Genomic DNA, 13,072 nt, shown 5'->3' on the forward strand with positions numbered 1-13,072 from the left:
GGTCAGGCGACGGGGTCAGGCGACGGGTTCCAGGGGCGGGCGGGTGTCGAACTGCGTCTCGTACAGGTCGGCGTAGCGGCCGCCGGCGGCGAGGAGCTCGTCGTGCGTGCCGCGCTCGACGATCCGGCCCTCCTCGACGACCAGGATCTGGTCGGCGGCGCGGACGGTGGACAGCCGGTGCGCGATCACCACGGCGGTCCGGCCGTCGAGCGCCTCGGCCAGCGCCTCCTGGACGGCGGCCTCGGACGTGGAGTCCAGGTGGGCGGTCGCCTCGTCGAGGATGACGACGCGCTGCCGCGCCAGCAGCAGGCGGGCGATGGTGAGCCGCTGCCGCTCGCCGCCCGACAGTCGGTAGCCGCGCTCGCCGACGATCGTGTCGAGGCCGTCCGGCAGCCCCTCGATCAGGGCGTCGAGGCGGGCGCGGCGCAGCACGTCCCACAGCTCGTCCTCGGTCGCCTCGGGGCGGGCCAGCAGCAGGTTGTCGCGGATCGACTCGTGGAACAGGTGGCCGTCCTGCGTGACCATCCCGAGCGTCGCGCGGATCGAGGCGAACGACAGGTCGCGGACGTCCACCCCGCCGAGCCGGACGGTGCCGGAGTCGGCGTCGTACAGGCGCGGCAGCAGCTGCGCGATCGTGGACTTGCCCGCGCCGGACGAGCCGACGAGCGCGATCATCTGCCCGGGCTCGGCGCGGAACGACACGTCGCGCAGGACGTCGACGCCGCCGCGGGTGTCGAGCGTCGCGACCTCTTCGAGGGAGGCGAGGGAGACCTTGTCGGCGGCGGGGTAGCCGAACGTGACGCCGTCGAACTCGACCGCGACGGGGCCGTCCGGGACGGTGCGCGGCTCGGGCTTCTCGGCGACGAGCGGGCGCAGGTCGAGCACCTCGAAGACGCGCTCGAAGCTGACCAGCGCGCTCATCACCTCGACGCGGGAGCTGGCGAGCGCGGTCAGCGGCGCGTACAGCCGGGTGAGCAGCAGCGCGAGGGAGACGACGGCGCCTGCGTCGAGGTGGCCGCGCAGCGACATCCAGCCGCCGAGGCCGTAGACCAGCGCGAGGGCGAGGGCGGACACCATGGTCAGCGCGGTGATGAACACGTGCTGCACCATCGCGGTGCGGACGCCGATGTCGCGGACGCGGCGGGCGCGCGCGGCGAACTCGGCGGACTCGCGGTCCGGCCGGCCGAACAGCTTGACCAGGGTGGCGCCGGGCGCGGAGAACCGCTCGGTCATCTGGGTGCTCATCGCGGCGTCGTGCCGGGCCGCCTCGCGCTCCAGCCCGGCGAGGCGGGTGCCCATCCGGCGGGCGGGCAGGACGAAGACCGGCAGGAGCAGCAGCGCCAGCAGCGTCACCTGCCAGGAGATGCCGACCATGACGGCGAACGTCAGCAGCAGCGTCACGAGGTTGCTGACCACGCCGGACAGCGTGTCGCTGAACGCGCGCTGCGCGCCGATCACGTCGTTGTTGAGCCGGCTGACCAGCGCGCCGGTGCGGGTCCGGGTGAAGAACGCGACCGGCATCCGCTGGACGTGGTCGAAGACGGCGGTGCGCAGGTCGAGGATGAGGCCCTCGCCGATGCGGGCGGACAGCCACCGGTTGGCGAGGCCGAGCCCGCCCTCGGCGACGGCCAGCACCGCGATCAGCACGGCCAGCCCGACCACGGTGGACGCGGCGGACCGGTCGACGATCGCGTTCACCACCCGTCCGGCGAGCACCGGGGTGGCGACGGCGAGCACCGCCATCACGACGCTGAACAGCAGGAACGCGAACAGCGGCCGGCGGTGGGGGCGGGCGAAGGCGGCGATCCGGCGCAGCGTCGCCTTCGAGAACGGCCGGCGGTCGTCCTGGGCGTTCATGGCGTGGTGCAGCGACATCCACGCGGTGACTTCCATGTCCATGCGGGCGGTCCTCGATCGTCGTCGGCTCGGGAGCCCCATCCTGGAACCTCAACTAATGTTGAGGTCAAGTCGGCGGCGAGGGCCATCGTCGCGCGCGGGTACGACAATCCGGCGTTGATCACCGATAATCCGAATGATCGGCAACGGAGGGGGCGCAACGTGGGGACCGACACCGGCACGGCCAACGGCACCGGCATCGACGTCGGGAAGGCGCGGGCGGACACGCCGGGATGCGCGCGGGTGGCGCACCTGAACAACGCGGGCGCGGCGCTGCCGCCCGCGCCCGTGATCGAGGCGGTCGCGGAGCACTTCGCGCTGGAGACGACGATCGGCGGCTACGAGGCGGCGGAACTGAGGGCGGACGCCGTCGAGCACTTCTACGACGCGGTCGCCGGGCTGATCGGCGCGCGCGCGGACGAGATCGCCTACGTGGAGAACGCGACGCGCGCCTGGGACCTGGCCTTCTACGCGATCCCGTTCGCGGAGGGCGACCGCATCCTCACCACCACCAGCGAGTACTCCAGCAACGCGATCGCCTACCAGCAGGTCGCGGCGGCCAAGGGCGCGCGCGTGGAGGTGATCCCCGACGACGCGAACGGCACCCTGGCCCTGGACGCGCTGGAGGCGGAACTGGCCAAGGGCGGCGTCCGGCTGGTCTCGCTCAACCACATCCCGACCTACAACGGGCTGGTCAACCCGGCCGCGGAGGTCGGGCGGCTGTGCCGCGAGCACGGCGTCCTCTACCTGCTGGACGCGTGCCAGTCCGTCGGGCACCTCGCGGTGGACGTCGCCGAGATCGGCTGCGACATGCTGTCCGGGACGGGCCGCAAGTACCTGCGCGGGCCGCGCGGCACCGGCTTCCTGTACGTCCGGCGGGAGATCGCCCGGACGCTGGAGCCGCCGTTCCTCGACCTGACCGCCGCCGAGTGGAGGGCGCCCGACGGCTACGAGATCCGGGACGACGCGCGCCGCTTCGAGACCTGGGAGCGGTACGTCGCCGGGCAGATCGGGCTCGCCGTCGCCGCCGACTACGCGTCCGCGCTCGGCGCCGCCGCCATCGAGGAGCGCGTCGTCGGCCTGGCCGCGGCACTGCGGCGGATGCTGGCCGACCGGCCCGGGATCACGGTCCTCGACCGGGGCGAGCGCCCGTCCGGGATCGTCACCTTCACCGTGGACGGCCACGACGCCGCCGCGGTCAAGGCGGCGGCGCGGGAGCGGGACGTCAACGTCAGCGTGGCCCAGCCGAGGACGCACGGGTACGACCCGCACGGCCTCGACGCGGCCGTGCGGGCGTCCGTGCACTACTACAACACCGAAGAGGACCTGGACCGCCTGATCGCGGCCCTCCCCTAGTCCCCCGGCGGGCCGTCAGGACATGGAGCGGGCCGTCAGAAGGTGGAGCGGGCCGCGCTGATGTCGGCGAGCGCCGAGGCGGAGTCCTTCTCGATCGCCAGGTCGCCGATGGACACGATGCCGACGGGGCGCCCGTCCTCCAGGACGGGCAGCCGCCGTACGGCCCGCTCCCGCATGATCTGCGCGGCCTTGTCGAGCGAGTCGTCCGGCCCGATCGTGGCGGTGACGTTGCTGGCGAGCCCGCCGATCGTGGCCTGGGCGGGGTCGCCGCCGGCGGCGAGCCCGCGGATCACCAGGTCGCGGTCGGTGACCAGGCCGAGCAGGTCGTCGCCCTCGGCGACCAGCACCGCGCCGATGTCCTCGTCGCGCATCGCCCGCGCCACCGTGACGATGTCGAGTTCCGGGGACACCGACGTCGGGGAACCGGTCATGATGTCGCGGATCTTCCTGGCCATTGCACACCCCTCGAGGCTCGTGATCGTACTGCTGGGAGCATTGGGACGATTGCGGCTCTACCCGACATAGCGGCGGCCACTCATCGGGGGCGGACCGACGGCGCCGGGGGGCTCTCCTCCCCCCTGAACGGCGCGAACACCGTCCGCGCTCCCGCCGGGACCCACGCCAGCCGGCTCGGATCGCCCGGCGCAGGACGCACCGGAACCGTCGCGTAGTGGACCCGCCCGGGATCCAGCTCCTTCATGCTCCTGGCGAGCGACTCCATCGCCTTCAGATCGAGGCTCGGGGACGTCTTCACGGACCCTGCCGCCGCCGCGAGGAACCGCGCGAACCGCACCGGATTCCTCAGCTGCTCGCCGTGCGCCGCGCCCAGCAGAGCCGCCATGAACCTCTGCTGCCGCCGGACCCGCGCGAGATCCGACCCGTCGTCCAGGCCCCGGCGAGCCCGCACGACGTCCAGCGCCCGCTCCCCGTCCAGGCGGTGCCGCCCCGGCGGCACCAGCACCCGCCCCGACGGGTCCGTGATCGCCTTCGGCAGGGTGTACTCGACCCCGCCGAGCGCGTCCACCATCGCCTTGAACCCGGAGAACTCGATCACGATCGTGCTGTCGATCCGGACGGACGCCGCGTACTCGACGGCCTTCCCCACGCACGAGGCGCCGCCGTCGGAGTAGACCGCGCCGATCGCGGCGCGACGCGCCGGGAGCGTCCGCCCCCCGGGCCCCTTGCACGCCGGGACGTCCATCAGCGAGTCACGGGGGATGCTCACCACCGTCCCGGCCTTGCGGTCGGCGGGCAGGTGCACCATCACCACCGTGTCCGCCCGCGCCGGGCGTCCCGCCCGGCGGTCGGACCCCAGCACGAGGACGTTCACCGCCTTCCCCGTGAACGCGGACGTGTCCGACGCGACCGGCCGCGCGCCGCGCCCGTGCAGCAACAACGCCGGCACCAGGATCGCCGCCGCCGTCACCGCCGCCACCGCCGCCACCACGCCGATCAGCGTCCAGCGCCCCCCGGCCGGCCGGGACCGGCGGCGGCCCCGCGCCGCGTCCAGCAGCCGCCCCCGCTGCCGCGCCAGCGCCGGCGGCGGCTCGTCCCCCAGCTCGCGCCCGAGGTCGCGGAGCAGTTCCAGGTCGTCCACGGTCACTCCTCCTCGTCCATCGGGTTGGTGTCGCCGAGCGCCGCGCGCACCTTGCGCCGCGCCCGGTTCAGGCGGGACCGGACCGTGCCGACCGGTATCCCGAGGGCCCGCGCCACCTCGTCGTACGCCAGGTCGCCCCACGCCACGAGCAGCAGCACGTCCAGGTCCCGGCGCGGCAGCCCGGCCAGCGCCTCGGCGAGCGCGGGACGCGACGCCCACGCCGTCACCCCGGCCGCGACCCGCTCCGCCGGGCCCTCGACCGGCCCGTCCACCGGGCTGCGGCGCAGCGCCCGGTACCGGGCCGCCTCCGACCGGTGGTGCCGCGCGACCAGCTTCGTCGCGATCCCGAACAGCCACGGCCGCGCGTCCGGCTGCGCGAGGTCGTAGCGGTGCCGCTTGCCGAACGCGGCCAGGAACGTCTCTCCGACGACGTCCTCGGCGGCCTCCGGGCCGAGTCGGCGCGACACGTACCGGTAGAGCATCGCGGAGTAGCGGTCGAACAGCGCTGCGAACGCCTCGGGATCATCGAACGACCGCCCGATCAGATCGGCGTCGCGCGCCGGGACCCTCGGCGGCGCGGTCATCTCGGACACCATGGCATGCGGACCGGCCTTCTCGTCGGGAACATTGTCAGCGGTGTATCTCCGCAACCCCGCCGCCGGGTTCACGGGGCGCGCCGGGCCCCGCGGACGGGTCCGCCGGACCGGCGAAGATCACTGATGCGTAACGGTCCGAACCTCGTCGCTAAAGTGGACATCTTTCTATGTGCACGGGGGATCCACGGCGAAGGACCACCCCCGTCCGCATCCGTGATCACCGAGCTTGAGGGGGCAGGCCCGTGAACGACGTCCCGCAGGAGCCGGAGCCCGCCGAGCGCCCGGAGGACGCCGAACACGAGCCGGGCCGGACGGCCACCGCCGAGTTCCGCATCCCGGCGCCCGCCCCGGCGAAGAACGCCTCGCTGACCAGGCCCGACATCCGGCGCCCGGCCCGGCCCGCCGAGGACGCGCCGCCCTCGCCGGACGACCCCGAACCGTCCGGCGAGGCGCCCGATGAGGCGTCCGCGGGCGAGGAGGCGGACACGTCCGCGCCGCCGGAGGACGAAGCCGCCGAGGAGACGCCCGAGCAGGACGCGGAGCCGGAGGCGGACGCGGAGCCTGAAGACGCGGACGCGGCGGAAGAGCGTCCCGAGGAACCGCAGGAACCCGCCGAGGCTCAGGAAGAAGAGCTTGAGGCGGACGCCGCGCGGGCCGAGCCGGAGGAGTCCGCCGAGCCGGCCGAAGCCGCGCCGGACGCGGGCACCGCCCATGACCAGGGCGCGCCTCCCGCGCCGCCGGAGGACGCCGGGCCCGCGCAGGATCCTGAGGACGAGCCGGCGTCCAGCGCCGAACCGCCCGAGGCCGACGAGCCGGAGGCGTCCTGGGACGACGACCCCGACGACCCCGACGAGCCGGAGGCGTCCTGGGAGGACGAACCCGACGAGCCGGAGGCGTCCTGGGAGGACGAACCCGACGAGCCGGACGCGGCCGAGGAGAGCGCGGAGCCGGGTGCGGAGGAGCACGAGCGGCCCGGCCCGCCGCAGCGCTCCGAGGCGGCGCCCCGGCCGGAGCCGCCTGCGGAGCCACCGGTGGAGTCGCCTGCGGCGGTGACGCGGGTCGAGCGGCTGCCGGCTCCGTGGCAGCTCCCCGCACCGGAAGCGCCGGCGGCGCCGCCCGCGGAAGAACGGCAGGGCGGACAGGGCGGACAGGGCTGGTTCGAGTCTCCGCGCCAGAGTCCCGGACCGGTGGTGTGGGATGCGCCGCGGCAGGCGCCCCCGGGCGAGTTCCGGCCCGAGTCCGTCCGGTGGGACGCGGCCCCCCAGAATGCGGCCCCCCAGAATGCCGCACCGCAGAACGCGGCCCCGCAGAGCGCGGCGCCCCAGGGCGCGCCGCCACAGAACGCGGCACCCTACGCCGCTGCGGCGCAGGGAGCGGCGCCGCCGGTGCGGCCCGTGCAGAGCGGGCCCTGGGAGGTCGCCGTACCGCAGGCGCCCGCTCCGGCCCCGCCCGCGGCCGAGGCGGAGAAGCGTCCGAAGCGCCGGGGGCTGGTGATCGTCCTCGTCGCGGCGCTGGTGCTGGTCGTGGGAGTGGTGGCCGGGCAGCTGATCCGGCCCGTTCCGGATCCGACGGTGAAGCTGAGCCTGGCGTCCAGCCACGTGTTCCCGGGCGCGGCGCCCGCGCTGCCGTGGCCGGCGGTGGGCCAGTCGACCGTGTACGTGGACGGGCTGGGGACGATGGGGTCGTCGGGCGGGTCCGCGCCGACGCCGACGGCGAGCGTCGCGAAGGTGATGACGGCGTTCGTCTACCTGCGCGACCATCCGCTGGCGACCGGCCAGGCCGGGCCGGTGCTGGCGGTGTCGCCGCAGGGGGTGGCGGAGATCCCGGCGCGCAAGAAGCGCGGGGAGTCGCTGCTCGGCATCACGGCGGGGCAGCGGCTGACCGAGCGCAAGGCCCTGGAGGCGCTGCTGATCATCTCGGCGAACGACCTGGCGCACGAGCTGGCGCGCTGGGACTCGGGCGGCGACCAGCCGTTCGTCGCGAAGATGAACGCGGCGGCGCGGGAGCTCGGGATGACCGGCACCCGCTACACCGACCCGAGCGGCTACGACTCGGGGACGGTCAGCACCGCCGCGGACCAGGTGAAGCTGCTGCGGGCGGCGATGAAGGTGCCGGCGTTCACCGAGATCGTGAACCGGCGGGCGTACGTGCCGGACGACGGGAGCCCGGCGCGGCCGGGCGGCAACGTCCTGGTCGGGCAGTACGGGGTGGTCGGCGGGAAGACCGGCTACACCGACGCGGCCGGCGGGAACTACGTGTTCGCCGCGCGCCGGAAGGTCGGCGGTGTGCCGACGCTGATCCTGGGCGCGGTTATGGCGCAGAAGTCGCCCAGCGCGCAGGGGGCCGTGGAGGCGGCCGGGCGGCTCATCCAGGCGGTGGAGGGCTCGATGACGGCCGCGACCCTGGCGCCGAAGGACGCCAGGGTCGGCACGGTCGACGACGGGCTCGGCGGGTCGACGCCGCTGCGCGCCGCGTCCCCGGTGACGGTCGTGGGGTGGCCGGGGCTGCGGGTGCCGGTCGGGATCCAGGGCGACCCGCCGCACCAGGGCGCCGCCGGCGAGCGGGTCGGCCAGGTGACGGCGGGCGCCGCGCGGGTGCCGCTGGTGCTGGGGTCGTCGCTGGACGAGCCGTCGTACCTGAAGCGCCTGATCCGGGTGAACTAGCCGGCGTAGAGGGCGGACAGGAACCGGACGAGGAGGGCCTCGCGGGTGGCGGGCGGCAGGCCGTTCAGCACGGTGTTGACGACCGCCATCTCCGGGCCGCCGCCGTCGAGGTCGACGCCGACGGCGGCGAGCAGGCCGGTGAAGCCCGCGTCGTCGAGGGAGCCGAGGTCGAGCCCGGCGAGGGCGTCCAGCAGGTCGGCCGGGACGTCGGGCGGACCGGCCGCGCGGGCGGCCTTGGCGGCGTCGGCGAGCGCGGACAGCAGCGCGTCGACGTCGCTGACGCCGGTGAGGGTGAAGTGCAGGTTCGGCGGGATGCCCTGGTAGGCGAGCTGCGGCTGGAAGAACCAGCCGCGGGCGCGGGCCTCGTCGGCGATGGTGAAGACGTCGAGGGCGGGGTCGTCGGAGGCGACGGCGACGAGCGGGACGGCCGGGTCGCCGAGCACGCGCAGCCCCGGGATCCCGGCGACGCCCGCGATGAACCGTTCGGCGGTGTCCATGGCGGTCGCGGCGAGGTCGCGGTAGCCCTGCGCGCCGACCGCGTTCAGCGTGGCCCACGCGGCGCCGAGGGGGCCGGCGCTCTTGCTGCTCTGGACGCCGGCGTTGATGACGGTGTAGCCGGGCCATTCGGCGGACGCGAAGTAGGCGGCGCGGCGGACGGCCTCGTCCTTGAACAGCACGACGGACGCGCCCTTCGGCGCGTACCCGTACTTGTGCAGGTCGCAGGAGATGGACGTGACGCCGGGGACGGACAGGTCGAACGGCGGGACGGGGCGTCCGAGGTCGCGGAGCCACGGCAGCACCCAGCCGCCGACGCAGGCGTCCACGTGGCACGGCACCCCCGCGGCCGCGGCGATGCCGGCGATCTCCTCGACCGGGTCCATGACGCCCTGCGGGTAGGACGGCGCGGACGCGACGACCAGCACGGTGTCGGGCGTGATGGCGGCGGCGACGGCGGACGGGTCGGCGCGGAAGCCGGCGTCCACCGGGATGTGGTCGACGTCGAGGCCGAGGTAGTGCGCGGCCTTGTGGAACGCGGGATGCGCGGTGGTCGGCAGGACGATCCGGGGGCGGCCGGCGACGGGCCGGGCGTCGCGGGCGCCCTTCACCGCGAGCATGATCGACTCGGTGCCGCCGCTGGTGAAGATGCCGGTGCCGCCGCCGAGCTCGTCCGCCACGGCGGACACGATCCGGCGCTCCAGCGCGACGATGCTGGGGAACGCGGTCGGGTCGAGGCAGTTGACCTCCAGCATCTCCTGGAAGGCGGTGGCGGCGAGGTCGTGCACGGCCTCGCGTCCGGTGTCGTAGACGTAGGCGGTGACGTGGCCGCCGCGCACGGGCAGGTCGGCCTCGCGGAGCCGGGCGAGCTCGGCGAGCAGGTCGGCGGCCGGACGGCCGTGCTCCGGCAGGACGCGATCAGACGGCATGGGGCTGCGCTTCCTCGGTCGGTCGGTGGGCGGCGGCGAGCCGGCGGTAGGCCAGCAGGAGGGGGACGGCCAGCAGGAACAGCAGGGCCGGGACGAGGGAGAAGCCGGCGGTCAGCCCGGTGAGGGCGGTCCCGGTCTGGTGGACGGGCTCGTCGAGGTCGGACGAGCGGAACGACGACACCGCCAGCACCAGCGCGAACACGCCGGGGCCGAGGGCGAGCGCGCCGGTCTCGGCGGCCGTCCACAGGCCGGTGAACGCGCCGGCCTGGGCCTGCCCGGTGCGTCCCTTGTCGGCGTGGACGGTCTCGGGCAGCAGCGACAGCGGGAACAGCTGGACGGCGGCGTAGCAGACGCCGGTCAGCGCGGCGAGGAGCAGCACGCCGGGCCGCGACCCGGCGGAGATCGCCGGGTAGGACGCGAAGCCGGTGACGGAGAACATCGCGAGCGCCGTGACGTAGCAGGGGACGATCCCGTACCGGGCGGACATCTTCCGCCACAGCGGGACGGCGAACGCGCTCGGCCCGACCATGCAGACGAACATCGCGGAGGTGAGCCCGTAGTCGTCCAGCCGGTAGGTCGCGACGTAGGGGGCGCCCGCCAGCATGATCGCGACGGCGAGGGTGTGCGCGACGTAGCCGCCGAGCAGCGCGAAGAACGGGCGGTTGCCGCGCGCGGCGCGCAGCGCGGCGGCGAGGCCGAGCGGGCGCGGGCCCGGGGTGGACGGGATCCACCGGTTGGCCAGCGCGCTGGTGATCATCGCGGCGCCCATCACGGTCCCGATCACGGCGCCCATCAGGGCGTATCCGCCGCGCCCTCCCCCGGCGGAGTCCGACAGGGCGGGCGCGACGCCGCCGGCGACGAGGATGCCGACGGTCAGGCACACGACGCGCCACGCCATCGCCCGGCCGCGCTCGGACGGCAGGTCGGAGATCTCGGCGGGCAGCGCCACGTACGGCACCTGGAAGCACGCGAACGCGCTCGCGGCCAGCAGGAACATCACCGCGGCCCAGCCGGCGCCGAAGCCGGGCGAGTCCACCGGGACGGCGAACATGGCGGCGAACAGGAACGGCAGCGTCGCGCCGCCGATCAGCAGCAGCCGGGTGCGGCGGCCCGTCCGGACGGCCTCGCGGTCGCTGGCGGCGCCGACGACCGGGTTCAGCAGCACGTCCCACGCCTTCGGGACGACCAGGACCGCGCCGGCGATCGCGGCCGACACGCCGAGGACGTCGGTCAGGTAGTAGAGCAGGAGCAGGCCGGGGACGGCGGAGAACACGCCGGTTCCGACCGATCCGACGCCGTAGCCGAGGAGCCGCCGGCGCGGCAGCGCCGCGGTCGCGGCGGGGGCCGTCACAGCGCCGCCCGGGCGTCGAGGTTCAGCCCCGCGAGGACGAGCCGGTGCAGGTTGGCGCGGAACCGGGCGAGCGCGGCGGGGTCGTCCATGCGGTGCCGGAGGCCGTCGCCGCGCAGGACGCCGCCGCGGCCGAACCCGTGGGTGCACCAGACGACGGTCCAGGCGACGTACTCGACGTCGGCGTCCTCGCCGACGGCGTCGCCGACCGCGCGGACGACCGCGTCCATCAGCGGTTTGACGTATCGCTGCTCGATGTCCGCGATGTCGGAGGCGTCCGACAGCCAGCGGTGCATCCACAGGGCGGTGATCTCCGGGTGGGCGGCGCAGAAGTCGATGTAGCGGTCGACGAGGGCGAGGATCCCGGCCGCGTCGGGGGTGAGGCCGACGAGGGCCTCCTCCAGGGCGGCGCGTTCGGCCTGGTGGGCGCGTTCCATCACGGCGAGGTAGAGGTCGCGCTTGCCGCCGGTGTGGTAGGCGACGGTGGCGATGTTGAGCCCGGCAGCCTCGGCGATCAGGCGGGTGGACGTGCCGTCGTAGCCGTGTTCGGCGAACAGCCGGGTCGCGACGTCGAGAATGCGCTCCCGGCCGGAGTCGCTGGTCATGGGCAGCACCGTAGGGGCCCGCCCGGGACTCGGTCAATCGCTTGATGGAAACCGTGACCACGAGATCATCCGAGGGTGCGGCGCGGGCCGATGGCCTGGCGGCTCGGCGGTGCTATCCGGCGGTGCTATTCGGCGGGGGCGGTGTCCTGGTCGCGGCGGCGCGGGCCGTCCAGCGGGATCACGTCCGCGCCCTGCCGTCCCTCCTGCGGGCCCGAGAGCCAGACGGTCAGCACCATCTCCATCTCCAGCCGCGTCTCCGGGTCGTACAGCCGCTCCCCGAACAGCTCCTCCAGCTGGTGCAGCCGGTACCGGACGGTCTGCGGGTGGACGTGCAGCCGGCTCGCGACCTCGGTGGCGTTGAACCCGTTCTGCAGGCAGGACAGCAGCGTCCGCATGAGCCGCTCGCGGTGCCGGGGCCGGACGGTCTTCAGCGGCGCGAGCCGCAGGTCCGCGACGGCGCGCACCAGCTCCTCGTCCTTGAACACCACCAGCGCCGGCATGTGGTCGGCGCAGCGGATCAGCCGGTCGGACGCCAGGATGCCGCGGCGGGCGAGCGGCAGCGCCTCGCGGGCCCAGCGCAGCGACTTGGCGGCGTCCTCGGTGCGGACGGTCGGGCCGAGCGCGGCGACCCAGTTGCGCAGCGCCGACTCCAGCATCCGGCCGCGCCCGGGGCCCTCCGGGTCCGGGACGAGCAGGCACGGCTCGCGCCGGTTGACGTCGGCGAGGACGTCCGGCGGCAGCGACGGGTGCGAGAACGGCTGCTGCCCCCGCTCGTACAGCACGACCGCCGCGACCGTCCGGGGCACGCGCCACTGCGCGAGGCGGGCGAGGTCGGCGACGGCCTGCGGCGCGGCGGGCGGCTCGGCGAGCAGCATGTCGAGCAGCCGGCGGCGGCGGTGCTCCAGCTCGCCGGCCTCCTGCTCGCGGGCCTTGGTGTACCCCTCGGTGGCGGCGCGGGCGATCTCGTCGAGGAACGCGAAGATCGCCTCGGCGATGCTGGCGAGGGTGCGGCGGGAGATGTTGTACCGCTCGGACTCCGCCGCGAGCCGCCGCCACGCGACGCGGGCGCCGAGCCGCAGCGAGGTCTGCAGGATGTCGAGGTTGCGGCCCTCGCGGGCCTCCGCCCAGCCGATCTCCCGGTACACGGCGGCGACCGCCTCCCAGGAGCTCTCCGGGTCCATGATCAGGTCGACGAACTGCCGCAGCGCGCCCTCCACGGCGAGCCGGACGAGCCGCGCGTACTCCTCGTCCTGCGGCCGCGAGTACTCCGGGATCCCGGCGAGGATCTCCTCGATCATCTCCTCGGCGAGGGCCTCCAGGTGCGGCCGGAACATCTCCGACAGCTCGCTGGGCACCCCCGCCCACGGCTTCAGCGGCGAGCGGCCGTCCCCGCTCCGGGCGGACGCCCCGCCGGGACCGCCGGTCCCCCCGGTCCCCCCGGCCGCCCCGGCCGCCCCGGACCCGCCGGCGAAAGCATCCAGGCTCGTCGTCACCTTCGCACCTCCCGCCCCCGATGGGTCCTTCCGGAAGTTACCGAGCCGGCGGGCGGCGGGCTTCGCGATCGGGCACGCATTGCGGGCGGGCGCT

Annotated in this window: 10 protein-coding genes; 2 read left to right on the plus strand and 8 right to left on the minus strand. The window is 75.0% G+C overall.

Annotated elements, in window-relative coordinates:
- Nucleotides 1–15 precede the first annotated feature (15 nt).
- Nucleotides 16–1,899, minus strand: coding sequence for an ABC transporter ATP-binding protein (locus tag amrb99_RS36115; RefSeq protein ID WP_190864828.1), 1,884 nt, complete (start codon nucleotides 1,897–1,899; stop codon nucleotides 16–18).
- Nucleotides 1,900–2,058: 159 nt separating this feature from the next.
- Between amrb99_RS36115 and amrb99_RS36120 the strand changes: the two genes are divergently transcribed.
- The gene (locus amrb99_RS36120; RefSeq protein WP_347256997.1) at nucleotides 2,059–3,252 is read left to right on the plus strand and encodes an aminotransferase class V-fold PLP-dependent enzyme; all 1,194 of its coding nucleotides are present in this window, start codon (nucleotides 2,059–2,061) and stop codon (nucleotides 3,250–3,252) included.
- Between the two features lie 35 nt (nucleotides 3,253–3,287).
- Here the strand turns inward: amrb99_RS36120 and amrb99_RS36125 are convergent, their stop codons facing one another.
- The 3 genes from amrb99_RS36125 to amrb99_RS36135 all read right to left on the minus strand — a co-directional run bounded on the left by amrb99_RS36125 (nucleotide 3,288) and on the right by amrb99_RS36135 (nucleotide 5,433).
- A complete protein-coding gene (locus amrb99_RS36125; RefSeq protein ID WP_190864829.1) occupies nucleotides 3,288–3,707 on the minus strand; it encodes a CBS domain-containing protein in 420 nt (139 codons plus the stop codon).
- 80 nt (nucleotides 3,708–3,787) lie between these two features.
- On the minus strand, nucleotides 3,788–4,849 hold the full coding sequence (locus amrb99_RS36130) for an LCP family protein (RefSeq protein ID WP_190864831.1): 1,062 nt from the start codon (nucleotides 4,847–4,849) through the stop codon (nucleotides 3,788–3,790).
- Nucleotides 4,850–4,851: 2 nt separating this feature from the next.
- The gene (locus amrb99_RS36135) at nucleotides 4,852–5,433 is read right to left on the minus strand and encodes an RNA polymerase sigma factor (protein WP_190864833.1); all 582 of its coding nucleotides are present in this window, start codon (nucleotides 5,431–5,433) and stop codon (nucleotides 4,852–4,854) included.
- A gap of 254 nt (nucleotides 5,434–5,687) precedes the next feature.
- On the opposite strand from amrb99_RS36135, the gene amrb99_RS53435 reads away from it, so the two are divergent.
- Nucleotides 5,688–8,108 carry a hypothetical protein gene (locus tag amrb99_RS53435; protein WP_347256998.1) on the plus strand — a complete coding sequence of 807 codons (2,421 nt, stop codon included), beginning with the start codon at nucleotides 5,688–5,690 and terminating at the stop codon, nucleotides 8,106–8,108.
- Here the strand turns inward: amrb99_RS53435 and amrb99_RS36145 are convergent.
- The 4 genes from amrb99_RS36145 to amrb99_RS36160 form a co-directional block, all read right to left on the minus strand.
- Nucleotides 8,105–9,532, minus strand: coding sequence for an aspartate aminotransferase family protein (locus tag amrb99_RS36145; protein WP_190864835.1), 1,428 nt, complete (start codon nucleotides 9,530–9,532; stop codon nucleotides 8,105–8,107). The two genes, amrb99_RS53435 and amrb99_RS36145, sit on opposite strands and share 4 nt — an antisense overlap.
- Nucleotides 9,522–10,883: an MFS transporter gene (locus amrb99_RS36150; RefSeq protein WP_190864836.1), complete on the minus strand. Its 1,362-nt coding sequence runs from the start codon at nucleotides 10,881–10,883 to the stop codon at nucleotides 9,522–9,524. Before amrb99_RS36150 ends, amrb99_RS36145 begins: the two co-directional genes overlap by 11 nt.
- Complete coding sequence (locus amrb99_RS36155) at nucleotides 10,880–11,485, minus strand: TetR/AcrR family transcriptional regulator (protein ID WP_190864838.1); 606 nt, start codon at nucleotides 11,483–11,485, stop codon at nucleotides 10,880–10,882. The genes amrb99_RS36150 and amrb99_RS36155 overlap by 4 nt, the downstream gene beginning before the upstream one ends.
- Before the next feature lie 125 nt (nucleotides 11,486–11,610).
- Nucleotides 11,611–12,978 carry a helix-turn-helix domain-containing protein gene (locus amrb99_RS36160; RefSeq protein ID WP_347256999.1) on the minus strand — a complete coding sequence of 456 codons (1,368 nt, stop codon included), beginning with the start codon at nucleotides 12,976–12,978 and terminating at the stop codon, nucleotides 11,611–11,613.
- Nucleotides 12,979–13,072: the final 94 nt, after the last annotated feature.

It is taken from the genome of Actinomadura sp. RB99, assembly GCF_014706005.1.
Taxonomy (GTDB): domain Bacteria; phylum Actinomycetota; class Actinomycetes; order Streptosporangiales; family Streptosporangiaceae; genus Spirillospora.

Excerpts from the sequence above, each read along its gene's own strand:
- amrb99_RS36115 (WP_190864828.1), bottom strand. The coding sequence starts at position 1,899 with ATGGACATGGAAGTCACCGCGTGGATGTCGCTGCACCACGCCATGAAC.
- amrb99_RS36125 (WP_190864829.1), bottom strand. The coding sequence starts at position 3,707 with ATGGCCAGGAAGATCCGCGACATCATGACCGGTTCCCCGACGTCGGTG.
- amrb99_RS36135 (WP_190864833.1), bottom strand. The coding sequence starts at position 5,433 with ATGACCGCGCCGCCGAGGGTCCCGGCGCGCGACGCCGATCTGATCGGG.
- amrb99_RS36145 (WP_190864835.1), bottom strand. The coding sequence starts at position 9,532 with ATGCCGTCTGATCGCGTCCTGCCGGAGCACGGCCGTCCGGCCGCCGAC.
- amrb99_RS36155 (WP_190864838.1), bottom strand. The coding sequence starts at position 11,485 with ATGACCAGCGACTCCGGCCGGGAGCGCATTCTCGACGTCGCGACCCGG.